This window comes from Pseudomonas sp. VMV1 (assembly GCF_056790235.1).
In genome coordinates this window covers 158,575-182,970 of sequence record NZ_JBXGSE010000002.1, presented here as the reverse complement: position 1 = coordinate 182,970, position 24,396 = coordinate 158,575, and the positions used below count along the sequence as shown (strand labels likewise).

Sequence of the window (24,396 nt, the reverse complement as noted above, 5' to 3'; positions counted from 1 at the left end):
TAGAGCCTGCCAGGATTCACCCTCATCAAAAAGCCAAAAGCCAAAAGCCAAAAACCAAAAACCAAAAACCAAAAACCAAAAACCAAAAACCAAAAACCAAAAACCCGCAATTACGCGGGCTTTTGGTTTCTTCTGCTAGACGTACCGGTCTATGCCGGACGCGGGATCACTCCCACTCAATCGTCGCCGGCGGCTTGCTCGAGACGTCGTAGGTGACGCGGGAGATGCCGTCGATTTCGTTGATGATGCGGTTGGAGACCTTTTCCAGCAGCTCGTAGGGCAGATGGGCCCAGCGGGCGGTCATGAAGTCGATGGTTTCCACCGCGCGCAGGGCGACGACCCAGGCGTAGCGGCGGCCGTCGCCGACCACGCCGACGGATTTCACCGGCTGGAAGACGACGAAAGCCTGGCTGACCTTGTGGTACCAGTCGGCCTTGCGCAGTTCACTGATGAAGATATCGTCGGCGCGACGCAGCAGGTCGGCGTATTCCTTCTTCACTTCGCCGAGGATGCGCACGCCCAGGCCCGGACCCGGGAAGGGGTGGCGGTAGACCATGTCGTAGGGCAGCCCCAGTTCCAGGCCGATCTTGCGCACCTCGTCCTTGAACAGTTCGCGCAGCGGCTCGACCAGCTTGAGGTTCATCTCCTCGGGCAGGCCGCCGACATTGTGGTGGGACTTGATGACGTGGGCCTTGCCGGTCTTGGCGCCGGCCGACTCGATGACGTCGGGGTAGATGGTGCCCTGGGCCAGGAACTTGATGTTGTCGAGCTTGCTAGCTTCGGCGTCGAAGACGTCGATGAAGGTGCGGCCGATGATCTTGCGCTTCTTCTCCGGGTCGGCTTCGCCTTCCAGGTTGGTCAGGAAGCGCTGCTCGGAGTTGGAGCGGATCACCTTGACGCCCATGTTCTCGGCGAACATGGCCATCACCTGGTCACCCTCGTGCAGGCGCAGCAGGCCGTTGTCGACGAAGACGCAGGTCAGCTGCTCGCCGATGGCCTTGTGCAGCAGGGCCGCGACCACCGAGGAGTCGACGCCGCCGGAGAGGCCCAGCAGCACGTTGGCGCTGCCGACCTGGGCGCGCACCTGGGCGATGGCGTCCTCGACGATGTTGGCCGGGGTCCAGAGGGCTTCGCAGCCGCAGATGTCCTTCAGGAAGCGCGAGAGGATGCGCCCGCCCTGCTTGGTGTGGGTCACCTCGGGGTGGAACTGCACGCCGTACCAGCCGCGCTCGTCGTCGCCCATGGCGGCGATGGCGCAGCTCGGGGTGCTGGCGACGATGTGGAAGCCTTCCGGCAGCTTGCCGACCTTGTCGCCATGGCTCATCCAGACGTCCAGGCCGAGCACGCCGTCGTCGTCGAGGTGGTCCTGGATGCCGTCGAGCAGGCGGCTCTTGCCGACCACGTCGACCTTGGCATAGCCGAATTCACGGATGTTGGAGCCTTCGACCTTGCCGCCGAGCTGCTCGGCCATGGTCTGCATGCCGTAGCAGATGCCGAACAGGGGCACGCCCAGGTCGAACACCGCCTTGGGCGCGCGCGGGCTGCCGGCCTCATGGACCGACTCGGGACCACCGGCCAGGATGATGCCGCGCGGAGCGAAGGCACGGATGTCGGCGTCGTCCATGTCGAAGGGGTGCAGCTCGCAATAGACGCCCAGTTCGCGCACGCGGCGGGCGATGAGCTGGGTGTACTGGGAGCCGAAGTCGAGGATGAGGATGCGGTGGGCGTGGATGTCTTGGGACATGGCCAGGTCTCGATAGCACTAGGTTCAGACGATTCGGGGCTGTCTAGACAGCCCCGAATCGCAACGATAAGAACAACAGATTAGGAATCAGCTAACGCGGTAGTTAGGCGCTTCCTTGGTGATCTGCACGTCGTGGACGTGGGATTCGGCCATGCCGGCGCCGGTGATGCGCACGAACTGCGGCTTGGTACGCATCTGCTCGACGGTGGCGCAACCGGTGTAGCCCATGGAGGCACGCAGGCCGCCCATCAGCTGGTGGATGATCGCCGCCAGCGGGCCCTTGTAGGGGACGCGGCCTTCGATGCCCTCGGGTACCAGCTTCTCGGCGCCAGAGGCGGAGTCCTGGAAGTAGCGGTCGCTGGAACCCTGGGTCTGGGACATGGCGCCCAGGGAGCCCATGCCACGGTAGGACTTGTAGGAGCGGCCCTGGAACAGCTCGACCTCGCCCGGGGCCTCTTCGGTACCGGCGAACATGGAGCCCATCATCACGCAGTAGCCACCGGCGACGATGGCCTTGGACAGGTCGCCGGAGAAGCGGATGCCACCGTCGGCGATCAGCGGCACACCGGTGCCTTCGAGGGCGGCGGCGACGTTGGCGATGGCGGAGATCTGCGGCACGCCGACACCGGCGACGATGCGGGTGGTGCAGATGGAGCCCGGGCCGATGCCGACCTTGACCGCGTCGGCGCCGGCATCGGCCAGGGCCTTGGCGGCTTCGGCGGTGGCGATGTTGCCGCCGATCACCTGCACCTGCGGGTAGGTTTCCTTGACCCAGCGCACGCGCTCGATCACGCCCTTGGAGTGACCGTGGGCGGTGTCGACCACGATGACGTCGACGCCAGCGGCGACCAGCGCGGCCACGCGCTCGGGAGTCTCGGAACCGGTACCGACGGCGGCACCGACGCGCAGGCTACCGGCATCGTCCTTGCTGGCGTTGGGGTAGGCCTTGGCCTTCTCGATGTCCTTGACGGTCATCATGCCCTTGAGGGCGAAGGCTTCGTCGACGATCAGCACCTTCTCGATGCGGTGCTTGTGCAGCAGCTCGCGGACTTCCTGCTTGTCGGCGCCTTCGCGCACGGTGACCAGGCGATCCTTGGGGGTCATGACTTCGCGCACCGGCACGTCGAGACGGGTCTCGAAGCGCACGTCGCGAGAAGTGACGATACCCACCAGGTCCCGGCCGGAGATCACCGGGACGCCGGAGATGTTGTGCAGGCGGGTCAGGTCGAACAGATCGCGGACGCTGGCGTCGGCGTCGATGGTGATGGGGTCCTTCACCACGCCGGCCTCGAAGCGTTTGACCTTGCGGACTTCCGCGGCCTGCTGCTCGACGGTCATGTTCTTGTGGATGATGCCGATGCCGCCTTCCTGGGCCATGGCGATGGCCAGGCGGGACTCGGTCACGGTGTCCATGGCGGCGGACACCAGGGGAATATTCAGCTCGATGCCACGGGTCAGGCGGGTCTTGAGACTGACGTCTTTCGGCAGGACATCCGAATAGCCGGGGATGAGGAGAACATCGTCGAACGTCAGGGCTTCTTGGCTGATGCGCAGCATGGCGGGCGCTCCCGGGCGGGAAAATTTAGGAGCGCGACATTATACCTGCGCTTGGGGATGGGCAGCAACGCGCCTGACACCAACGGTCGGAGGATTCGATTTACTTGAGAATGACTATCACTTTAGAATCGCCGCCACTTTTCCTGCCCCTCCCGAGAACGCCCTTGAACACGCCGCCCAGAGCCCTTCGCCGTTTCGCTCCCTTCGCTTTCAGTACCCTGGCCCTGGCGACCAGTTCGGATCTGCTGGCGGCGGCTGACACCGCCCTCGCCCCCATGGACATCTCCGCCAGGGCCAGCGAGGCCGACCAGGGCTATCGCGCGACCCGCGCCTCGACCGCGAGCAAGAGCGACGTGCCGATCAAGGAAGAGGCGCAGTCGGTGCAGGTGGTGACGCCCGAGACCCTCGGCGACTTCGAGGTGCGCAGCCTGGATGACGCCATGAAGTTCATCAGTGGCGTGACCCAGAGCAATACCCTGGCAGGCACCAAGGACAGCTTCGTCAAGCGCGGCTTCGGTACCAATGCCGATGGCTCCATCCTGAGAGACGGGGTACGTTCCAGCCTGTCGCACAACTTCGACGCCACTGCCGAGCGGGTCGAGGTGCTCAAGGGGCCGGCCTCTCTGCTCTATGGCGCCCTCGAACCCGGTGGCCTGATCAACGTGGTCAGCAAGCAACCGCAGTACCAGCCGCTTACCACCCTGAGCGGCTCGGCCTACAGCGAGGGTGGCGGCAACCTGGGCCTGGATACCACCGGACCGATCGGCGACACCGGCCTGGCCTATCGACTGATCGCCGAACGCCAGAGCGAGGACTATTGGCGCAACTATGGTGTCAGCCAGCACAGCCTGGTGGCGCCGTCGCTGTCCTGGACCGGCGAGCGTGCCAGCCTGACCCTGGCCTACTCCTACAACGATTACAGCGGCCCGGTGGATCGCGGCACGGTATTCGTCGACGGGCATCCGGCCAACGTCGACTACAACAAGCGGCTGGATGAGAAATGGGCCAAGGGCGATGGCATCACCGAGACCGCCAGTGCGCGCTTCGAGTACCAACTCAGCGACGACTGGAAGACCCGGCTGATCTACGCCTGGAACAATGACAGGTACAGCCTGAACTTCGCCCAGCCCATCTCCCTGGCCGCCAATGGCAACCTGCTGCGCGCCGGCAACGGCGCCGACTACGACTACGAGACCCAGTACACCAGTTGGGACTTCATCGGCAGCCAGGAGCTGTTCGGCCAGCGCCACGACCTGCTGGTCGGCATCGATCACGAAGAAAGCAGCCAGTACCGCGGCAAGACCTATCGCAACAACGCGGCGTCTCGCCGCAACATCAATATCTTCGCACCGGTGTACGGCAACCTGGCGGCGCCCAGCCAGCTCAGCGCCGCCCAGAGCGATCAGGACAGCGATCTGGACTCGACCTCCCTGTACTTCAAGGACAACTGGCACCTGAACGACCGCTGGATCCTGGTGCTGGGCGGCCGCTATCAGCAATTCGACCAGTATGCCGCCCAGGGCCTGGGTAGCACCCATGTGGTCAACCTGGACAAGCGCGATCATGCCGTCGTGCCGCTGGCCGGTCTGGTGTTCAAGGCGACCGATGAGCTGTCGCTGTATGGCAATTACAGCCGCTCCTTCGTCCCCAACACCACGGTCGACGACCGCGGCACCACCTTCGAGCCCGAAGAGGGCCGCAGCGTCGAGGTGGGCGCCAAGTACGACCTGACGCCGGGCCTTAACCTCAACGTCGCGCTCTATGACATCGAGAAAAAGAATGTGGTGACCACCCGCACCGTGGGAGGCCTGAGTATCAGCGAGGCCGCCGGCAAAGTGGGTTCGCGCGGGGTGGAAGTGGATCTCACCGGTCGCCTGGCCGAGCGCTGGGACATGATCGCCACCTATGCCTACGATCACACCGAGGTGCTCGACGATCCCAGCAACGAGGGCAATCGCCTGCCCCAGGCGCCCAAGCACAGCGGCAGCCTCTACCTGACCCACCACCTGCAGATGCCGTCCAACCTGGGTGGCTGGCACCTCGGTGGCGGTGCCCGCTACGTCGGCGAACGGGCCGGCGATGCGGCCAACAGCTTCTACATGAGCAGCTACACCGTGGCCGACGCCTTCCTGCGCTGGGACCTGCCGGTGACCGGCTACCAGGCGCGGCTGCAGCTGAACGTCGACAACCTGTTCGACAAAGAGTACTACCCGTCGAGCGCCAACAGCCCGCTGCAGGTGGCGGTGGGTGAGCCGCGAACAGCGCGGTTGAGTGCCACGGTGAGTTTCTGATCGGCCGTTCCCTCACCCCAGCCCTCTCCCAGGGGGAGAGGGCGACAAAGCGTAAAGCAGGAGCACTGCCCCTAGGGTGGCTGAGGGCGCAGCCCCAGCCACTGGTCGCCATGTGCAATCCCGTGGAAAACGCTTCGCGGTTTTCCACGCTACGAACAGGGATGCATCGCCTGTAGGAGCGGCCCATGGCCGCGATCCGCTAGAAGCCTACCGTCACCCCCACCCTCTTCCATGTAGAGAGGGGCGGAGGGTGGCCGGTCGGAGCGGCCTGGCTTCCGTAGCGAGTGCCAGCCCCGAGGTGATGCTCTATCCTAGCCGCCCCGTCACGGCGCCTCGGCCCGCCTGGCGGGCCTCTTTCGGTCTTCAGCCAGTCCCCGTCATGCTCGATCGTCGCGCCTTTCTCCAGCTTGCCACCGGTACCGCCCTGCTCGCCGGCCTGCCCGGTCGGGTGTTCGCGCGTGCGGCGGTCGCCGATGGCGAGTTTCCACGACAGGTAGAGCATGTGGTGGGTAGCACCACCCTCCTCCGCGCACCCCAGCGGGTGGCGGTGATTTCCACCGGCCAGCTGGACGCCGCCCTGAGCCTGGGCATGATCCCGGCCGGCACCACTCGGGTGGACAATCGCGAATTGGCACCCAGCTATCTGCGCACCACCTTTGCCAGCCGCGCGCCGGAGCTGGAGGCCATGGTCGACCTGGGTAGTCGCCAGGCGCCCGATCTCGAAGCCCTGGCGCGACTGGCGCCGGATCTGATCGTGCTCAACCGCACCGTGCTCAAGGCCGGCGGCCTGGAGCTGTTCTCGCGGATCGCCCCCACGGTGGTGGCGCGCGGCACCGGTGGCAACTGGCGGCCGGACTTCCTCTTGCTGGCTGATGCCCTAGGGCGGCGGCAACAAGCGGAGCGCCTGTTGGCGGATCTGGACCGGGATCTCGCCGGCATGACGCAGCGCCTGGGGACACAGCCGCCCTCCGCCTCCCTGCTGTTTTCCAGTGGTGCCCGGCTGCGCCTGATGGGGGCGGACTCCTTCGCCGGTGGGCTGCTGCAGGCCATGGGCGTGACGCGCCCGGCGGCCCAGCGCTTCAAGGGTACCTCGCGGGATGTCAGCGCCGAGTTGCTGGATCTGGCCGACGCCGACTGGTTGTTCTATGCCGAGCAGGGCACCGCCCTGGCCAGCCTGGCGCGGCAGCCGCTGTGGCCCCGGCTGGAAGCGGTGCGCGAGGCCAGGGCCATTCGCGTGGATACCGACGCCTTCTACCTCAATGCCGGCCCTCTGGCCGCGCGCCAGGTGGTAACGACGGTCGCTACCGCTCTGGGGGTGGCATGACCCAGCCGGCCCGCGTCACGCCTGTTACCCAGGGTGCCTCCTCTGCCCGAGGCGCCCTGGTGCTGCTCCTGCTGCTGATCGTCCTGGCGCTGGCGGTGGTGGCGAGCCTGGGCATAGGTGCTCGGCCGCTGTCGGCGGCGCACCTCCTGCACCTGCTCTTCGCGCCCGATGGTTCCACCGATGCCGTGGTGCTCTGGGAACTGCGGCTGCCGCGCACCCTACTCGGGCTGCTGGTGGGCGCCGCCTTAGGCCTGGCCGGTGCCCTGATGCAGGCCCTGACCCGCAATCCCCTGGCCGATCCCGGGCTATTGGGCATCAACGCCGGGGCGGCCTTCGCCGTGGTGGCCGGGCTGTCGCTGGTGGGGCTGGACGATGCCCCGACGCGCCTGGCCTGTGCCCTGCTGGGGGCAACCCTGGCCGCCGGCCTGGTCTATCTGCTCGGCGGCAGCGCGCCAGCTCGCGGCCAGCCGCTGCGGCTGATCCTCGCCGGCATCGCCCTCAGCGCCAGTCTCAACGCCTGCACCGGCATCATCACCCTGTTCGATAGCGCGGTGTTCGACAGCTATCGCTTCTGGGCGGTAGGCGCCCTGAGCGGCCAGACACCGGGCGGCGCCCTCACTATCCTGCCCTTGCTGCTGATCGGCCTGCTGCTGGGCCTCCCCCTAGGCGGCCGCCTCAATGCCCTGGCCCTGGGCGACGACCTGGGTCGCGCCCTCGGCGCCCGGCCGGGGCAGCTACGGCTGCTGGCCTTCGTCGCCATCGTGCTGCTGTGCGGTGCGGCCACCGCGGTGGCCGGCCCCATCGGCTTCCTGGGGCTGGTGGTGCCCCACGCCCTGCGCCTGCTGGTGGGCGCCAACTGGCGCTGGATCCTGGCGCTGGCGCCCCTGGCCGGTGCCAACCTGCTGTTGCTGGCCGATACCCTGGGCCGCCGCGTGGCCCTGCCGGGCGAACTGGAGGCCGGAATCGTCTGTGCCCTGCTCGGCACCCCGGTGCTGCTCGCCTTGATCATCCGCTCCGCCCGCCGGGTGCGCCCTTGAGTCGCCATCGTTTCGCGCCACGGCGCTCGGCGCGTTTCAAGGCCTGCCTGTTGCTGCTCATGCTGGCAGCCATTGGTATCTGCACCCTGACCCTCAGCGGCGGCGCCTTCGCCCCGACGCCGCACCGGGTGGTCGCCACCCTCATGGGCCAGGGTGATGCCCTGGCCCGCCTGATCCTGCTGGACTTGCGCCTGCCACGGCTGCTGGCAGCCTTTGGCGTCGGTGCGGCCCTGGGCGCGAGTGGCGCCATCTTCCAGCGCCTGGCGCGCAATCCGCTGGCGAGTCCGGACCTTGTGGGCTTTACCGTCGGCTCGGCCAGCGGCGCCCTCATCACCCTGCTCTGGCTGCAACTGGGCGGCGCGGCCCTGATGCTGGGCGCCCTCACCGGCGGTCTCTTGGCGGCGGTGCTGGTGGCCGGGCTCGCCGGTCTGGCCGGCATCCGTGGCGAACGGATGATCCTGCTCGGTATCGCCGTCAGCGCCCTGCTCGCCTCCCTCAACGAATACCTGCTGACCCGCGCCGAGCTGGATGAAGCCCAGGAAGCCCGGCTCTGGCTGTTCGGCAGCCTGGACATGATGACCTGGAGCCGCACCCTGACCCTGCTCGCCGGCTGCCTGTTGCTGCTGCCGCTGGCCGCCTGGCTGGCGCGCCGGCTGCGCCTGCTGGAGCTGGGCGACGACTTGGCCCGAGCCCTGGGCCTGGCTGTGCTGCCCAGCCAGAATCTGCTGCTGGCCGTCGCGGTGGCCCTGGCGGCCCTGGCCATCGCCACCGCCGGTCCCATCGGCTTCGTCGCCCTGGCGGCGCCCCAGCTGGCCCGGCGCCTGATCCGCAGCGCCGATCTGGGCATCCTCACCCCTGCCCTGCTCGGCGCCTGCCTCACGGCGCTCGCCGATCTGCTGGCCCAGCGGCTGCTGGCACCTTTCCAGATTCCGGTCGGGCTGCTCACCGGCGCCCTGGGCGGCCTCTATCTGATCTTTCTGCTGAGCCGCGAATGGCGGCGGACCTCATGAGCCAAGACGCTTCCCCCAGCCGCCTCGCCGCCCACCGTCTGACCGTGGGCTATGGCGGCCAGCCGATCTGCGCCGATCTCGACGTGCGGCTGCCCGATGGCCGTTTCACCGTCATCATCGGCCCCAACGGCTGCGGCAAGTCGACCCTGCTGCGCAGCCTGGCGCGACTGATCCGCCCCAGCGCCGGCGAGGTGCGCCTGGACGGCCGGCTGATCCAGGACCTGCCCACCCTCGAGGTGGCGCGGCGCATCGGCCTGCTGCCGCAGAGCGCCGTGGCCCCGGACGACATCTTGGTCAGCGACCTGGTGGCCCGCGGGCGCCATCCCCATCGGCAGGCCTTCGCCGGCTGGACGGATGCCGACGAGGCGGCGGTGCAGCACGCCCTGGAAGCCACCAATACCCTGGAGCTGGCAGAGCGCGCGGTGGACAGCCTTTCCGGCGGCCAGCGCCAACGGGTATGGATCGCCCTGGCCTTGGCCCAGGAGACACCGCTGCTGCTGCTCGACGAGCCCACGACCTTCCTGGACATCGCCCACCAGGTGGAGCTGATGGAGTTGCTCTGCCGCCTCAATCGCGCGGGTGGCCGCACCCTGGTGGCGGTGCTGCACGACCTCAACCAGGCCTGTCGCTACGCCGACCACATCATCGCCCTGCGCGCCGGGCGGATTCTCGCCGAGGGCCCGCCGGTGGAGATCGTCACCCCCGAGCTGATCGAGGCGCTGTACGGCCTCAAGTGCGCGGTGATCGAGAATCCCCTGGCGGGTACGCCGCTGGTTATTCCTTATTAAAAACAGGTCCCGGAAAACGCTGCGCGGTTTTCCAGGCTACCGGTAGGGTGGACAACGGCGCAGCCTTGTCCACCGTCGCGCTACCCATCTTGTCGGACGACCTTGCAGGTGCTCCACTGGCGGTCCAGAACAACAACGGAGCCCGCCATGCATATCGTCATCCCCGACGACTACCAGCACGTCGTCGAAACCCTGGATTGCTACCCCCTGCTCCAGCGCGCCGGGCATCAGGTGACGCTCTACCACGACGCCGAACGAGATCCCAAGGTGCTGGTGGAGCGCTTCCGTGACGCCGATGCCCTGGTGCTGACCCGCGAGCGCACCCGCGTCGACGCCGAGCTGCTGGCGCACCTGCCGCGGCTCAAGCTGATCAGCCAGACCGGCAAGGCCACTGCCCACCTCGACGTGGCCGCCTGCACTCGCCAGGGCGTGGCGGTGTGCGAAGGCAGTGGCTCGCCGGTCTCCACCGCCGAGCTGACCTGGACGCTGATCCTCATGGCCCGCCGCAAGCTCAAGCCGGCCATCGACGCCCTCTATGCCGGACGCTGGCAGGTCAACCTGGGCGAACGGCTGGACGGGCAGCTCCTCGGCATCTGGGGCTACGGCAAGATCGGTCAGCGCCTGGCGCGCTACGGCCAGGCCTTCGGCATGCCGGTGCTGGTCTGGGGCAGCGAGGCCTCGCGCGCCCGCGCCGAAGCCGACGGCCATCGCGCGGCGACCAGCCAGGAGTCTTTCTTCGCCGAGGCCGATGTCATCAGTCTGCACCTCAGGTACAGCGAGCGCAGCCGCGGCTGCGTGCGCGCCGAGGACCTGGCGCGGATGAAGAAGAGCGCCCTGCTGGTCAACACCGCCCGCGCCGGCCTGATCGAACCCGGCGCCCTGCTCACGGCGCTGGAACGGGGGCATCCCGGCCAAGCGGCGCTGGATGTCTTCGAGCAGGAGCCGGTGGCGCCGGACGATCCCCTGCTCGCCCATCCCCAGGTGCTCTGCACCCCGCACCTGGGGTACGTGGAAAAGCACAGCTACGAACTCTATTTCGGCGAGGCCTTCGCCAACCTGGTGGGCTTCTTCGCCGGCGAACCGACCGGCCTGGCCAATCCGGAGGTGTTGGGACGGTAGGGCCGGGTGCGCGTGGATAAGGCTGCGCCGTTATCCACCCTACGCTCGAATCTCCGTAGGGTGGAAAACCGCGCGGCGTTTTCCACGGCTCTGGCTTTACCGCACCTGTTGGGCTTCGACGATGGAGCCGTCTCAGCCCAACCTACGAATCGAGTGCCTTTCTCAGCGTAGGTTGGGTTGAGCGCAGCGAAGCCCAACAGTCCACGGCGCGGTCTGGCGTTGGGCTTCGACGGTGGAACCGTCTCAACGCCAACCTACGGAAGCCGCTCCCTTACCGCGGCGGCGAAGGCAGCGGGCGCTTCCTGGGGGATGTTGTGGCCGCAGTCGGGTAGCACCTCGTAGTGGAAAGGCCCACGGAAATGCCGGGCTACAACGGTTTCGCCCTGCACCTTCGTCACGCCGTCGTCGGCGCCGGCCAATACCGTGGTGGGCACGCTGATGGGCGGCTGCATGGCGAGCCGGCGCTCGGTCTCGGCATAGGCCGGATCATCCGGCGCGAGGCCGTAGCGGTGGCGATAGGAGTGGATCACGGTGTCGACGAAATCGGGATTGTCGAAGGCTGCGGCGGTAAGCGCGTAGGTGGTGTCGCTGAAGTGCCAGCTGGGCGACCACAGTGACCAGAGCAGGCGACAGAAGTCGCGGCGATGGGCCGCCAGGCCTGCGCGGCCCCGCTCACCGTGGAAGTAGTACTGGTACCAATAGCGCAATTCCGCCTCCGGGGCGCCAGGCTGGGTAGCGGCGGTGGCGATGTCCTGGATCGGATAGCCGTCGCCCAGCACCAGCCCCGCGACCCGCTCCGGCCAGAGCGCGGCCACGATACCGGCGGCGCGACCGCCCCAGTCATAGCCAGCCAGGGTCGCCCGCTCGAGCCCCAGGGCATCGAGCAGCGCCAGGACGTCGTGGGCCAGGGCGGCCTGCTGGCCGGAGCGCGGGGTGTCGGCGCTCAGATAGCGCGTCGCGCCATAGCCACGCAGGTAGGGCACATAGACCCGGCAGCCCTCGGCGGCCAGTTCGTTGGCCACCTCATCGTAGGCGTGGATGTCGTAGGGAAAGCCGTGCAGCAGTAGGACCGGCGGGCCATTTTCCGGTCCTTGGACCTGATAGGTCACGTCCAATACGCCTGCCTGGATGGAGGTGAGCATGGGAGTTCTCCGCAAAGGGGCTCTAGAGCGGAGACTCAGGTGGGCTTGGGAGTTCCCGACGTCGAGGCGTCATGGAAAACGCCAGGAGGTTTTCCATCCTATGGCGATCCAGGAGCATCGCGGCCATGGGCCGCTCCTACGGGGGTATCCGTTTCCCGTAGGAGCGGTCGCTACGGCGCACCGGCATGGCCGCGATCAGCGACGTAGGTTGGGTTGAGCGCAGCGAAGCCCAACGCGGGGATCCGGCCTCGTTGGGCTTCGACGATGAAGCTGTCTCGACCCAACCTACGGATCTTCCGCCCCGGGATGACCTGACTACCCTGCCAGATACCGTCCGATCAGGGTCTCCAGCGACGTAGGTTGGCGCTGAGCGCAGCGAAGCCCAACATTCCACGGTGCGGCCCCGCTGGGCTTCGACGATGAAGCTGTCTCAACCCCAACCTACGGATCTTCCGCCCAGGATGGCCTGACTACCCCGCCAGATACCGTCCGATCAGGGTCACGCCGGAGACCAGCACCAGCCAGGTCACCAACCGGGTGAAGCGTTCGCGGGACAGGCGCCGTTGCAGGTGGCGACCGACCCAACCGCCGAGCAGCATGGCCGGCAGCAGGCAGACGGCGAGTAGCAGCAGGCTGCCGTCGCTGTAGGCTCCGGCGATCAGCAGCAGGACGATGCGAATGGAGGCGCTGCAGCCGATGAGAAAGCTCTGGGTGCCGCGGATGGCGTTCTTGTCTTCCAGGCGGCCGTTGAGATAGAGCGCATAGAGAAACCCGCCACTGCCGAACAGCGCGCCACACAGGCCTCCGACGCCACCTGCGGGGATCGACCAGGCCGGCGCCAGCTGGCGAAAACCCTTGGGCGTGAGCAGGCTGTAGGTGGAATAGGCGACCACGAAGAGCCCCAGCCAGAGCATCAGCAGCCGGGCATCGGTGCGCATCAGCAGGTAGGTGCCCAGGGCGGCGCCGAGCAGCAGCATCGGCAGCAATCGCCTGAGTTCGCGCCCGGCAATGGCGCGGCGATCCGGCAGCCAGTTATGAAAGGAGGCGAGGAAATCCAGCATCACCAGCAGCGGCACGATGCGCGACAGCGGCATCCAGCTGGTGAGCAAGGGACCTGCGACCAGGGCGCTGCCGAAACCGGCCACGCCGAAGATCAGATAGGCCAGGACCACGATGGCTTCGATGAACAGCCAGTCGAGCGGGCTAAAGACGGGAACGAGGGCAGCGAGGGTTTCGAGCATGGGAGCGCATCCTGCGACAGGAAATCGCATTCTGCGCCCCCGGAACGGCTCGTGAAAACCGCCGGCTGCCCGCGTTCACGGGAACCGGCGATCCAGAGCGACTCAGGGAATCAGGCGCTGGGCTCTGAGGCGGGTGAAGAGGTCGAGAAAGCTCGCCCGGGTGTCGCGATAGCCGAAGAAGCCCAGGTCGCGGCTCTTGGTCATGTCGTTGAGGCATTCGATCTCGCGACCGAGGTCGGCGTCGCTGTGCCACCAGGAAGCGAGCTTGTCGACATCGGCTTCCACCAGGTCGTGCTCCTCGGCCAGCTTGCGCCACTGCGCCGGGGCCGTGTCCTTCATCCGCGCTTCCAGCGGCATGGGCTGCTCTGGATAGGGTGCCGGCTCCAGGTCGAAGAAGGCGGCGATCTCGCTCCACAGCCAGCGCCAGCGGAAGACGTCGCCATTGACGGTGTTGAACGCCTGGTTGCGCGCCGCCGGTGCCAGGGCCGCCCACTCTAGCTGCTCGGCGAGCAGGCCGGCATCGGTGACGTCGGTCAGGCTGTCCCACTGGGTACGGGAGCCGGGAAAGACGAAGGGCTGGCCGGTGGCCTTGCACAGGGAGGCATAGACCGCCAGGGTCAGGCCCATGTTCATGGCGTTGGTGCCCTTGGCCTGGCCGATCATGCTGTGGGAGCGGTGCACGCTCCAGCCGAAGCCATGCTGCTCGGCGGCGGCGAAGAGGATGTCTTCCAGGGTGTAGTAGAAGTTGGCGCCGGGCTGGCGCGGTTCGCTCTCGCGGAAGGGCGTCTCGGCCTTGCCGCTGCCGTATTCCTCGAAGGAACCCAGGTAGTGCTTGGTGCCGGTGACCAGCGCCAGGTGCTGCAGCGGCGCGCCGGCCAGGGCCTGGCAGAGGTTGTTCATCATGGCGCCATTGGCCTCGACGTTTTCCTTCTCGGTGTCACGGCGGGTCCAGGTGCAGAAGAACACGTGGCTGATCGGCAGGCCGGCCAGGGCCTGGCGGGTGGACTCGGCATCCAGCAGGTCGGCGGCGACCGGGATGACGCCTTCCTGGGCCACGGGTTTACGGGCCAGGCCATAGACGGTCCAGCCCGAAGCCACCAGGGTGTGGGCCAGGTTGTAGCCGGAAATGCCGGTAACGCCAACGATAAGAGCAGTGCCCTTGCGCATGAAACCTCCAATAGGGTTGAGAGAGAGCCTGCGGCAGTCGCAGGCGCTGTAGATAAGGGAGTGCCTTGTCTCAGGGTTGATTCCAGCCTATTGGAGAATTAACGGCGTATCCTGGGTATAAATTCCTCTTTCACCGGAATCAGATTCCACAATAAGGAACTGCCCTTGTATTCTTCCGAACGTCTTAAGGGCCTCGACGTCTTTGTCACCGTGGCCGATCTCGGCAGCTTCACCGCCGCCGGCGAGCGGCTCAATCTCACCGGTTCGGCCGTCGGCAAGAGCGTGGCGCGACTGGAAAGCCGGCTGGGCGTGCGGCTGTTCCAGCGCACCACCCGCCGCCTGAGCCTGACCGAGGCCGGCGCCAGTTTCTATCGCACCTGCACCGGGGTGCTGGCCGAGCTGGAACAGGCCGAGCTGGGGCTGACCGCCCAGGAGGGCGAGCCCCATGGCCGGGTGCGCATCGACCTGCCCGCTTCCTATGGCCGCCTGCACGTACTGCCGCTGATCCTGGAGCTGCTGCACCGCTATCCCCTGCTGCAACCGGATCTGTCGTTCGCCGATCGCTTCGTCGATCCGGTGCACGAGGGCATCGACATCCTGGTGCGCATCGGCGGCTCCGATGCCTGGCCGGCCAGCCTGGGGCATCGCTTCCTCGGTACCCAGCGCCAGGTCTTTTGCGCCGCTCCGGCCTATCTTGCCCAGCATGGCCGACCCCAGACCCCGACCGACCTGGTCGATCACCAGTGCATCGGCTTTCGCCAGGCCGACGGCCTGGTCAGCCCCTGGCAGCTGCGCGGCGAGCAGCCGGGCGATAGCGAACGCTGGGTGTTCCAGCCGCGGCTGGTAGTGGGCGATGGCGAAGGCGAGGTGCTGGCGGCGCTGGCTGGCCATGGCATCGCCCAGCTGCCGACCTGGCTGATCGCCGAGCACCTGGCCACTGGCGCCCTGGTCGATGTGCTGCCCGAGCATGCCGTCGACGGCTCGCCGATCAACCTGGTATGGCCGCGCAGTCGCGAGACCCTACCCCGGGTCCGGCTGCTGCTCGACCACCTGGCCACGCGCCTGTTGCCTACCGTGGCGCCGCGGATGTCCCGCTAGGCACGACCGGTCGACGGCTGCGTCGCACCAGGCCGTGCGCCACGGGAACATCGTCCCAGACACCCCGGTCGTAAAACGTCGTAACCCTGCCTGACCCGAGTTCCATCGATGGGCAGCATGACGATTATCGAGACGATCGATTGGCGCCGCCGTGCCTGGCTGCGCAGGATCGATGGTTTGCTAGCTGGCCAGGCCCGCCTGGCCGCCCCCGTTCCACCATCTAGATGAGGTATCTCATGAGCCAAGCCCAAGGCTACGCTGCCCAGTCCGCCGACCAGCCCCTGGCGCCCTACTCCTTCGAGCGCCGCGTGCCGGGCGCCCACGACGTGCAGATCGACATCCTCTTCTGCGGCGTCTGCCATTCCGACCTGCACACCGCACGCAACGAGTGGAACAACACCCTCTTCCCGTCCGTGCCCGGCCACGAGATCGTCGGCACCGTTACCGCGGTCGGTGCCCACGTGAAGAACTTCAAGGTCGGCGACAGCGTCGGCGTCGGCTGCATGGTCGACAGCTGCCAGCACTGCGCCCCCTGTGATGCCGGCGAAGAATCCTATTGCGAGAATGGCTTCACCGGTACCTACAACGGCAACCTCTACGGTGGCAGCGAAAACACCCAGGGCGGCTACTCCGACCACATCGTGGTCAACGAGAAGTTCGTGCTCAAGGTGAGCCACACCGAAAACCTGGCCGCCGTGGCACCGCTGCTGTGCGCCGGCATCACCACCTACTCGCCGCTGGCCCACTGGAAGGTCGGCCCGGGCAAGAAGGTCGGCATCGTCGGTCTGGGTGGCCTGGGCCACATGGGCGTGAAGATCGCCCACGCCATGGGGGCCCATGTCGTGCTCTTCACCACCAGCGCCAACAAGAAGGACGACGCCCTGCGTCTGGGCGCCGACGAAGTGGTGGTCTCGAAGAACGAAGACGAGATGGCCGCTCATGCCAACAGCTTCGACTTCATCCTCAACACCGTGGCCGCGCCGCACAACCTGGACGCCTTCCTCACCCTGCTCAAGTGGGACGGCACCATGACCCTGGTCGGCGTACCCGCCGAGCCGCACCCGGCGCCCAGCGTGTTCAACCTGGTGATGAAGCGCCGCCAGCTGGCCGGTTCGCTCATCGGCGGCATCCGCGAGACCCAGGAGATGCTGGATTTCTGCGCCAAGCACGGCATCATCTCGGACATCGAGCAGATCGCCATCCAGGACATCAACGAAGCCTATGAGCGCATGCTCAAGAGCGATGTGAAGTATCGCTTCGTGATCGACATGCAAAGCCTCAAGCAGGGCCAGACCGCGGCCTGATCCCGCGCTCCGTTCCGCCGACAACGCCCGCGCCCGTCGCGGGCGTTGTCATTTCCGGTAACGCATTTTTGGCGCGCCCTGCGGTCCTAGCGATGACGACAATAACGAGGCGGCCGCCATGCAGTGGGACAAGGGACAACGTAGCGACAATGTAGAACAGGCCAGCGGTGGACGCGGCATGAAGATCGGCGGCGGCCTGGGCCTGGGCGGCGTGGCCCTGGTGGTGGTGTTCGGCCTGCTCAGCGGCCAGAGCCCGACGCAGATCCTGGGCAACCTGATCAGCCTCAGCGGCCAGAGCGCGCCGAGCCAACAGGAAACCACCGCCCCGGCCGACAATCGCCAGGTGGACTTCGTCCGTGTGGTGCTGGGCGAGACCGAAAATACCTGGACGCGCATCTTCCAGGCCCATGGCGAGCAGTATCAGCCGCCCAAGCTGGTGCTGTTCAACGGCCAGGTGCAATCCGGTTGCGGTGGCGCCACGGCGGCCAGCGGCCCCTTCTATTGCCCGGCGGACAGCAAGGTCTACCTAGACCTCACCTTCTTCCAGGAACTGCAGCAGCGCTTCGGCGCCGATGGCGACTTCGCCCGTGCCTATGTCATCGCCCACGAGGTCGGGCACCACGTGCAGAACCTCACCGGCACCACCAGCAAGATGGAAGCGGCTCGTCGCCGTGGCATCCCCACCGAAGGTGCCACCGGGTTGTCGGTGCGGCTGGAACTGCAGGCCGACTGCTATGCCGGGGTCTGGGCCAACGATGCCCAGAAACGCTTGAACTGGCTGGAGCCGGGTGACCTGGAAAAGGCCCTGAACGCCGCCAACGCCATTGGCGACGACCGCCTGCAACGCCAGTCCCAAGGTCGCGTGGTGCCGGACTCCTTTACCCATGGCAGCTCGGCGCAGCGGGTCAAGTGGTTCCGCGCGGGCTTCGACAGTGGCAAGGTGGAGAGCTGCGACACCTTCGCCGCCAAGGCGCTCTGATCCCCCGGGAGATCCTCGATGCATCGGCTGCTCGCGCTGTGCCTGGCGCTGGCCTGGGGCTCCGTCCTGGCGGCGCCTCACGAAGGCGTCGCCCGTATCGTCGACGACCGCCTGCCGATCGGTCAGGCGCAGGCCGCATTGCAGCTATCCACCGACTGGAATCAGCCGCACCCGGAAATTCGCCGCGCCCTGGTGATCGTCCATGGCCGCCTGCGCAATGCCGCGACCTATTTCCGCTCCGGCGAGACGGCCACGGCGGCAGCGGGAGCAGGCGAGGATACCCTGGTGATCGCCCCGCAGTTTCTCAACGAAACGGATATCCAGCGTCATCGATTGCCTGACGACCTGCTGCGCTGGCAAGGGAATGCCTGGATGGGCGGCGAGCCCGCCCTGGGCCCGCGACCCTTGAGCAGTTTCGCGGTGTTCGACGCCCTCCTCGCTCGCCTGGCGGACCGCCAGCACCTGCCCAATCTGCAGGAGGTGGTGATCGCCGGCCATTCCGGCGGTGGCCAGGTGGTGCAGCGCTACGCCGTCCTGGGCCAGGGTGAGCGCCAATTGGCCAGCAGCGGCATCCGCCTGAGATTCGTGGTGGCCAATCCGTCGTCCTATGCCTATTTCGATGGCCAGCGACCCGATGCCCAGGGCCGGCTTGTGCCCTTCGCCAATGCTGCCGCCTGCGCGGATTTCGACACCTGGAAATATGGGATGCAGGGCTTGCCGACCTATGCCGAAGGGCGCTCTGTGGCGAGTCTGGAGCAGCACTATGTGGGCCTGGACATCACCTACCTGCTTGGCGCGCGTGATACCAACCCGCAGCATCCGGCGTTGGACAAGAGCTGCGCCGCCGAAGCGCAGGGCCCCTATCGTCTGGCACGCGGGCTGAATTACTACCGTTACCTGCAAGACCGTCATCCGGGGCTGCGCCAGCAACTGGTGGAGGTGCCCGGCGTCGGTCACAACGGCGATGCCATCTTCACCTCCGCCCAAGGCCGCCGGGCGCTGTTCGGCGTTGGCGGCTAGCCCTCTAAACCCAGTCGTTCAGTGGTACTGAGGATGTCCTGCACCCTGGCGACGAAGGCATCCAGGGTGAAGGGCTTGGCCAATACGACCATCCGCTCACCGACCAGGGGCACGGGCGGCTCGCTGCCCGCCGCATACCCCGTGATGAAGAGGACCGGCAGGTGCGGGCGCAGGGTACGGGCCGCGTTGGCCAGCAGCCGGCCGTTCAGCCCTGGCAGCCCAACGTCGGTGATCAGCAGGTCGAAGCCCTCGCCTTCGCGCAGTGCCTCCAGGGCCGCTTCGGCATCGACCGCATCGCGATAACGCCAGCCCTGGTCGACGAACAGCTGCACCAGCAACTCGCGAATGACCGCATCGTCCTCCACCAGCAGCACCCGGACGCTAGGCAGCGCGCGGGCCACCCTAGCGCTGGAGGCGGCCAGGGGCACACGGATCGGCGGGGCCGGATGACGCGGCAGCAGCAGACTCACCCGACAGCCCTGCCCCGGCCTACTGGTCACGTTCACCTGGCCACGGGACTGCCGCACGAAGCCATAGATCATGGACAGCCCCAGCCCGGACCCCTGGCCCACGGGCTTGGTGGTAAAGAAGGGTTCGAACACCCGCTCCAGCACCTCCGGAGGCATGCCCACGCCGTCGTCAGCGACCTCGATCAGCAGGTAGTCACCCGCTGGCAGCGCCGGGTCGGCGTCGCGCTGCACCCAGTTGCGCGCGCTGATGGTCAGGGTGCCCCCTGCGGGCATGGCATCGCGGCTGTTGATGGCCAGGTTGAGCAGGGCATTTTCCAGCTGGTGGGGATCGGCATCGACCTGCCAGAGCCTGGCATCCAGATCGAGCTGGCAGCGAATCTGCGGCCCCAGGCTGTGCAGCAGCAACTCCTGGAAGTCGCCGATCAGTCGGGCCACGTCGACCGCCTGGGGATTGAGCGTCTGCCGACGGGAAAAGGCCAGCAGGCGATGGGTGAGACTGGCGCCTCGCCCCACCGATTGGGTCGCGGTATCGAGCAGCCCGCCGACACCGGCCAGGGCCTCCGCCGGCAACCGGCGGCGCAACAGATCCAGGCTGGCCTGGATGCCGGCCAGGAGATTGTTGAAATCATGGGCGATGCCGCCAGTGAGCTGGCCCACGGCCTCCATCTTCTGCGCCTGGCGCAGCAGCTCCTCGGCCTGGGCGCGACTGTGCATCTCCTCGTGCAACTGGCGGTTGCGCTCCTCCAGCTCGGCGGTACGCGCCTGCACCTGGACCTCCAGGGTGGCGCGCTCGCGGCGCAGCGCTTCCTCGGCCTCGCGACGGTCGTCGATGTCCTCGCTGGTACCGTACCAGCGGATCACCCGCCCGGCCTCGTCGCGGCGCGGATAGGCGCGGGTGCGCATCCAGCAATGGCTGCCATCCGCCAGCCGCACCCGATGCTCCTGATCGTAGGCCTGGCCGGCGCGGCACGCCGCGTCCCAGGCTCGCCGGGTCACCAGGCGGTCATCCGGATGCAGCAGCGTCCAGAAGCCCTCGGCCTGCAAGTCACCCTGGCCGGTCAGCTGCTGCCAGCGTGGCGAGAAGACCATGAGCCGGCCGCTGGGGTCACAGGTCCAGGTGTATTGCGGATTGAGCTCCACCAGGTGCCGATAGTGGTCTTCGCTCTCGCGCAACTGCAGATCCGCCTGATGACGCTCGATGGCCAGGGCCGCGGTCTCGGTAACCAGGCGAAAGGCGTCGCGCTCGGCGGCCAGAGGGCGCCGCGGCTCCAGGAAATAGTTGGCGAAGGTGCCCAGCAGCCGGCCATCCAGGGCCAGCAGCGGCATCGACCAACAGGCGCGCAGGCCGTAACGTAGTGCCAGGTCCCGAGCGCCGGCCCACAGCGGATCGCGGGCAATGTCCTCGACATAGACGGCTTCGCGCCGGTAGGCGGCGGTGCCGCAGGAACCCGCCTGCGGACCTATCTCCAGCCGACCGAGATCGCGGCTGTAGGCGTCCGGCAGGCTCGGCGCGATCCCGTCCTGCAAGAAACGACCGTCATCGCTGAGCAGCAGGATGCAGGCATGCAGGCGCACCTGCGCCAGATGCTCCACCCGTTGCATCAAGGCATGCAGCACGTTGGCCAACGGCAGCCCGGTGGCAAGGCTTTCCAGGGTCTGGCGCTCGTACTGGCGCAGGTCACTGGCAGGCTGCTGATCGCTGGAAGATCGCTGAAGGCTCATACGACTGGCCTGGCATGAATCCAAAGTCAGCATCTTAGCCATCCCCCAGGCAACCGACAGACTATTTGCGCCTAGTGGACGTTTTAACAGCGTCAAAGCGCCGCCAGGATTTCCGTGCAGTCCTCGAAACGCTGGTCGCGCGATGCCGGCCAGGGATCGCCAGGCTGGTTGACTTGCAGGGTGCGGCAGCCCGCCGCTCGCCCGCACTCCAGGTCATAGCGGTGATCGCCAATCATCACCAGGCTGGTGGGCGCCACCTGCCAGCGCTCGGCGAGATGCAGCAGGCCACCCGGATGGGGCTTGGGTGGCGCTTCGTCGCGGCCGAGCACGGCGGCAGGCTCGAAGCAGTCTTCCAGGCCGATGGCCGCCAGGGTCAGCAACGCCAGGTCGCGCGCGTTGCGGGTCAGGATGCCCAGGTGGCAACCGCGCTCATGCAGCGCGCGCACCAGGTCCACGGCGCCCGGCGCCGGGCGCGCGGCGACGGCCAGTTCCCGCTCGTGCTCGAACAGCCAGGCGTGCTTGGCCTCGCGCTCGGTGGCCGGCAGGTCGGCCAGGTGATGCAGGATGTCGGCCTGCTCGGGAATGCCCAGGTGGCGGCGAATGGCGGCGAAGTCGTGTACCGCCAGGGTGAGGGTGCCGTCCAGGTCGAACACCCAGTGGCTGAGGTGACGCAGCTTCATGCGGAGATCCTTTGGCAGGGGTGACCTTCGGGCACTCGGGGGGAACCCTGGTCACGGGTGTTCCGTCTGGTGGAGACAACCTTCTGCAGGAGTCTACCCATGACGACGACCGTTCGGGCGCTACTTTTCGATGTCTTCGGCACCGTGGTGGACTGGCGCGGCAGCTTGGTCAACGGCCTGCAGGGGCTGTCCGCCAAGCATGGCGTCCAGGGCGACTGGGAGCGGCTGGCCGATGCCTGGCGCGCCGAAGCCTACGAGGCCATCCTGCCGCAGATCGAGGCACGCAGCCTGCCCTGGCTGCCCCTCGACGACGTTCATCGCCTGGCACTGGACGAACTGCTGCCACGCCACGGCCTGGTCGGCCTGACCGATGCCGAGGTGGCCTGGGTCAATCGCCTCTGGCATCGCCTCGATCCCTGGCCCGATGCCGTGCCGGGCCTGCAGCGGCTGCGCCAGGGCTACCCCGTCTGCGCCCTGTCCAATGGCAACGTCAGCCTCCTGCTGGACATGGCGCGGCATGCCGGGCTGCCCTGGGACATGCTGTTCGGCGCCGATCTGTTCCGGCGCTACAAGCCAGCCGCGGAGGTGTACCTGGGCGCCTGCGCACTGCTCGATCTGCAACCCGAGCAGGTGATGCTCTGCGCCGCCCACAACGGCGATCTGCAGGCAGCCAAGGAGCTGGGCCTGGCCACCGCCTTCATCCAGCGCCCGCGTGAAAAGGGTTCGGCCGGCGGCGAGGTCTCGGCCGGTGGCTGGGATATCGACGCGAGCGATCTGCAGGACTTGGCCGACCAGCTGGGATTGCCAGCGACCGGCATGGTCCCCGACCAGGACAGCAGTCAGCGCTGAACCCAGCGATTGAGCGACGCCCGAACGCTTCTGTATCCTGCCGGATACTCTTCGCCAGGGCATCGCCATGGGTTTTCTCGACAAGCTGCGCAAGAAACGTGAACGTCAGGCGCTGGCCGCCCTGCCCCGACTGCACCAGCGCACGGCGCGTCTGCGCCGCGAGCTGCCCGATTACGAGATCGGCGCCGGCACCTATGGCGCGCCCAAGGTGTTCGATCTCAAGGAAGGCGCCACCCTGCGTCTGGGAAGCTATACCTCCATCGCCGAGGGGGTACGCATCCTGCTCGGCGGTCTGCATCGGCTGGACTGGGTGACCACCTACCCCTTCCCCGCCTTCGTCGATGGCCTGGCCCATATCACCGACTACGGCGGTACCCGCGGTGACGTGGTGATCGGCAGCGACTGCTGGATCTGTACCGATGCCCTTATCCTGTCCGGGGTCACCATCGGCCATGGCGCGGTGGTCGCCGCCGGCGCCGTGGTCACCCGCGACGTGCCGCCCTATGCCGTGGTGGGCGGCAATCCGGCACGCTTCATCAAGTGGCGCTTTCCCGAGGCCACCTGTCAGGCCTTGCTCGACATCGCCTGGTGGGACTGGCCGGAGGCGGACATCCTCGCCGCTGGCGAACGGCTGTGCAGCCCCGACATCGAGGGTTTCATCGCCTACGCCCAGGCGCGCCATCCGGCGCCCTGATCCCCCTGCCCGGAACTCGGGACGGCTCCAGAGGCTCACCTTCATTAGTCACTCTTTTGAAGGTCATCCATGGAAATGCTCGATCTGCTGCAATGGCCGGCCATGGCCATCACCCTGCTCGCCGCCTGGCTGGTGGCCTCCCAGCGCCAGGGCCGGCGCAACCTGGGCTTCTGGGTGTTTCTCCTGAGCAACAGCCTGTGGATCGCCTGGGGCCTGCAGGCCGAAGCCTATGCGCTGATCATGCTCCAGCTGGGCCTGGCGGCGATGAACCTGCGCGGCGTGCGGCGCAACGCGCACGATGCCCAGGCCGCCACGCTACCGGAGGGCTCGAGCAGGGCATAATGGTCGACCCCGCATCAGACGGCCCAGTCCCATGCAGCACAGCGTCACCCCCATCGGCCACGTCCGTTCCTGCTTCAAGGAGAAGTTCGCCATTCCCCGGCAGCCGGCCCTGGCGCCAGCCGCCCGCGGCGTGCTGGAACTGCTGCCGCCTTTCGACCGTCCCGAGGCGGTGGAGGGCCTGGAAGGCGTCAGCCACGTCTGGCTGCTGTTCCTCTTCCATCAGGCCCTGGAAATCCAGCCGCGCCTGCGGGTGCGACCGCCGCGCCTGGGGGGCAATCGCTACCTGGGCGTCTTCGCTACCCGCGCCACCCACAGACCCAACGGCATCGGCCAGTCGGTAGTGCGCCTCGACGGCCTCGAACCAGGACGGCTGCTGCTCTCGGGCCTCGATCTGCTCGATGGCACCCCGGTGCTGGATATCAAGCCCTATGTGCCCTATGCCGACAGCCCTCCGGGCGCCCACAACGCCATCGCCGAGGCGCCACCGCCCGCACTGGCGGTCAGCTGGGCGGCGGCCGCGCGCGCCCAGGCCGAGGCCCATGGCCAGCGCCTGGGCGAACCCCTGGCCGAGCTGATCGAGCAGTGCCTGGCCCAGGATCCGCGACCGGCCTACCAGACGCCGACGCCCGAGCGGCGCTACGGGGTACGGCTGTGGGATGTGGAGGTGCACTGGCACTATCCAACCGCGACCTCCATCCAGGTGCTAGACGTCACCGCCGCGGTCTGACACGGCCCCGGTTTGCATTCCGGCGCCCGCGCCCCCAACAATGACAGTGCCGGATCGCATGAAGCGGTCCGCATCCGGCTACGGTCGCCGT

21 protein-coding genes are annotated in these 24,396 nt (G+C 67.3%); 14 read left to right on the top strand and 7 right to left on the bottom strand.

Going from position 1 to position 24,396, the window contains the following annotated elements; all coding sequences use genetic code 11:
- Positions 1–166: 166 nt before the first annotated feature.
- A complete protein-coding gene (guaA, locus tag ACUCV0_RS06345) occupies positions 167–1,744 on the bottom strand; it encodes a glutamine-hydrolyzing GMP synthase (RefSeq protein ID WP_482212323.1) in 1,578 nt (525 codons plus the stop codon).
- A gap of 87 nt (positions 1,745–1,831) precedes the next feature.
- Positions 1,832–3,301 carry an IMP dehydrogenase gene (gene guaB / locus ACUCV0_RS06340; protein ID WP_059315777.1) on the bottom strand — a complete coding sequence of 490 codons (1,470 nt, stop codon included), beginning with the start codon at positions 3,299–3,301 and terminating at the stop codon, positions 1,832–1,834.
- 164 nt (positions 3,302–3,465) lie between these two features.
- On the opposite strand from guaB, the gene ACUCV0_RS06335 reads away from it, so the two are divergent.
- The 6 genes from ACUCV0_RS06335 to ACUCV0_RS06310 all read left to right on the top strand — a co-directional run bounded on the left by ACUCV0_RS06335 (position 3,466) and on the right by ACUCV0_RS06310 (position 10,870).
- Entirely contained in the window at positions 3,466–5,592 is a 2,127-nt protein-coding gene (locus ACUCV0_RS06335; RefSeq protein WP_482212321.1) for a TonB-dependent siderophore receptor, read from the top strand.
- A 379-nt stretch (positions 5,593–5,971) separates the two neighbouring features.
- A complete protein-coding gene (locus ACUCV0_RS06330; RefSeq protein ID WP_482212320.1) occupies positions 5,972–6,916 on the top strand; it encodes an ABC transporter substrate-binding protein in 945 nt (314 codons plus the stop codon).
- 59 nt (positions 6,917–6,975) lie between these two features.
- Positions 6,976–7,953: a FecCD family ABC transporter permease gene (locus ACUCV0_RS06325; RefSeq protein ID WP_482212581.1), complete on the top strand. Its 978-nt coding sequence runs from the start codon at positions 6,976–6,978 to the stop codon at positions 7,951–7,953.
- Positions 7,950–8,963: a FecCD family ABC transporter permease gene (locus ACUCV0_RS06320; protein ID WP_059315780.1), complete on the top strand. Its 1,014-nt coding sequence runs from the start codon at positions 7,950–7,952 to the stop codon at positions 8,961–8,963. The genes ACUCV0_RS06325 and ACUCV0_RS06320 overlap by 4 nt, the downstream gene beginning before the upstream one ends.
- A complete protein-coding gene (locus ACUCV0_RS06315; RefSeq protein WP_482212319.1) occupies positions 8,945–9,751 on the top strand; it encodes an ABC transporter ATP-binding protein in 807 nt (268 codons plus the stop codon). Before ACUCV0_RS06320 ends, ACUCV0_RS06315 begins: the two co-directional genes overlap by 19 nt.
- 147 nt (positions 9,752–9,898) lie before the next feature.
- Positions 9,899–10,870 carry a D-2-hydroxyacid dehydrogenase family protein gene (locus tag ACUCV0_RS06310; RefSeq protein ID WP_482212318.1) on the top strand — a complete coding sequence of 324 codons (972 nt, stop codon included), beginning with the start codon at positions 9,899–9,901 and terminating at the stop codon, positions 10,868–10,870.
- Positions 10,871–11,124: 254 nt separating this feature from the next.
- Here the strand turns inward: ACUCV0_RS06310 and ACUCV0_RS06305 are convergent, their stop codons facing one another.
- The 3 genes from ACUCV0_RS06305 to ACUCV0_RS06295 all read right to left on the bottom strand — a co-directional run bounded on the left by ACUCV0_RS06305 (position 11,125) and on the right by ACUCV0_RS06295 (position 14,420).
- The gene (locus ACUCV0_RS06305) at positions 11,125–12,012 is read right to left on the bottom strand and encodes an alpha/beta fold hydrolase (protein ID WP_482212317.1); all 888 of its coding nucleotides are present in this window, start codon (positions 12,010–12,012) and stop codon (positions 11,125–11,127) included.
- 470 nt (positions 12,013–12,482) lie between these two features.
- Positions 12,483–13,253 (bottom strand): sulfite exporter TauE/SafE family protein, encoded by a 771-nt coding sequence (locus ACUCV0_RS06300; RefSeq protein WP_482212316.1) that lies wholly within the window; start codon positions 13,251–13,253, stop codon positions 12,483–12,485.
- Between the two features lie 102 nt (positions 13,254–13,355).
- Entirely contained in the window at positions 13,356–14,420 is a 1,065-nt protein-coding gene (locus ACUCV0_RS06295) for an SDR family oxidoreductase (RefSeq protein ID WP_454253469.1), read from the bottom strand.
- Between the two features lie 165 nt (positions 14,421–14,585).
- Between ACUCV0_RS06295 and ACUCV0_RS06290 the strand changes: the two genes are divergently transcribed.
- The 4 genes from ACUCV0_RS06290 (at position 14,586) to ACUCV0_RS06275 (ending at position 18,821) form a co-directional block, all read left to right on the top strand.
- Complete coding sequence (locus ACUCV0_RS06290; RefSeq protein ID WP_313650087.1) at positions 14,586–15,518, top strand: LysR family transcriptional regulator; 933 nt, start codon at positions 14,586–14,588, stop codon at positions 15,516–15,518.
- 236 nt (positions 15,519–15,754) lie between these two features.
- A complete protein-coding gene (locus ACUCV0_RS06285) occupies positions 15,755–16,822 on the top strand; it encodes an NAD(P)-dependent alcohol dehydrogenase (RefSeq protein ID WP_482212315.1) in 1,068 nt (355 codons plus the stop codon).
- Between the two features lie 118 nt (positions 16,823–16,940).
- On the top strand, positions 16,941–17,801 hold the full coding sequence (gene ypfJ / locus ACUCV0_RS06280) for a KPN_02809 family neutral zinc metallopeptidase (protein WP_482212314.1): 861 nt from the start codon (positions 16,941–16,943) through the stop codon (positions 17,799–17,801).
- Between the two features lie 18 nt (positions 17,802–17,819).
- Positions 17,820–18,821, top strand: coding sequence for an alpha/beta hydrolase (locus ACUCV0_RS06275; RefSeq protein WP_482212313.1), 1,002 nt, complete (start codon positions 17,820–17,822; stop codon positions 18,819–18,821).
- Here ACUCV0_RS06275 and ACUCV0_RS06270 read toward each other — a convergent pair.
- Positions 18,818–21,013, bottom strand: coding sequence for a hybrid sensor histidine kinase/response regulator (locus tag ACUCV0_RS06270; RefSeq protein WP_482212312.1), 2,196 nt, complete (start codon positions 21,011–21,013; stop codon positions 18,818–18,820). The genes ACUCV0_RS06275 and ACUCV0_RS06270 overlap by 4 nt on opposite strands.
- A 92-nt stretch (positions 21,014–21,105) precedes the next feature.
- Positions 21,106–21,693 (bottom strand): HAD family hydrolase, encoded by a 588-nt coding sequence (locus ACUCV0_RS06265; protein WP_454253473.1) that lies wholly within the window; start codon positions 21,691–21,693, stop codon positions 21,106–21,108.
- A gap of 99 nt (positions 21,694–21,792) precedes the next feature.
- Between ACUCV0_RS06265 and ACUCV0_RS06260 the strand changes: the two genes are divergently transcribed.
- The 4 genes from ACUCV0_RS06260 (at position 21,793) to tsaA (ending at position 24,305) form a co-directional block, all read left to right on the top strand.
- The gene (locus tag ACUCV0_RS06260) at positions 21,793–22,542 is read left to right on the top strand and encodes a haloacid dehalogenase type II (RefSeq protein ID WP_482212311.1); all 750 of its coding nucleotides are present in this window, start codon (positions 21,793–21,795) and stop codon (positions 22,540–22,542) included.
- A 67-nt stretch (positions 22,543–22,609) separates the two neighbouring features.
- Positions 22,610–23,236 carry a CatB-related O-acetyltransferase gene (locus ACUCV0_RS06255; RefSeq protein ID WP_313649474.1) on the top strand — a complete coding sequence of 209 codons (627 nt, stop codon included), beginning with the start codon at positions 22,610–22,612 and terminating at the stop codon, positions 23,234–23,236.
- Positions 23,237–23,305: 69 nt separating this feature from the next.
- Positions 23,306–23,578 (top strand): hypothetical protein, encoded by a 273-nt coding sequence (locus tag ACUCV0_RS06250; RefSeq protein WP_313649473.1) that lies wholly within the window; start codon positions 23,306–23,308, stop codon positions 23,576–23,578.
- 31 nt (positions 23,579–23,609) lie between these two features.
- A complete protein-coding gene (gene tsaA / locus ACUCV0_RS06245; RefSeq protein WP_482212310.1) occupies positions 23,610–24,305 on the top strand; it encodes a tRNA (N6-threonylcarbamoyladenosine(37)-N6)-methyltransferase TrmO in 696 nt (231 codons plus the stop codon).
- Positions 24,306–24,396: the final 91 nt, after the last annotated feature.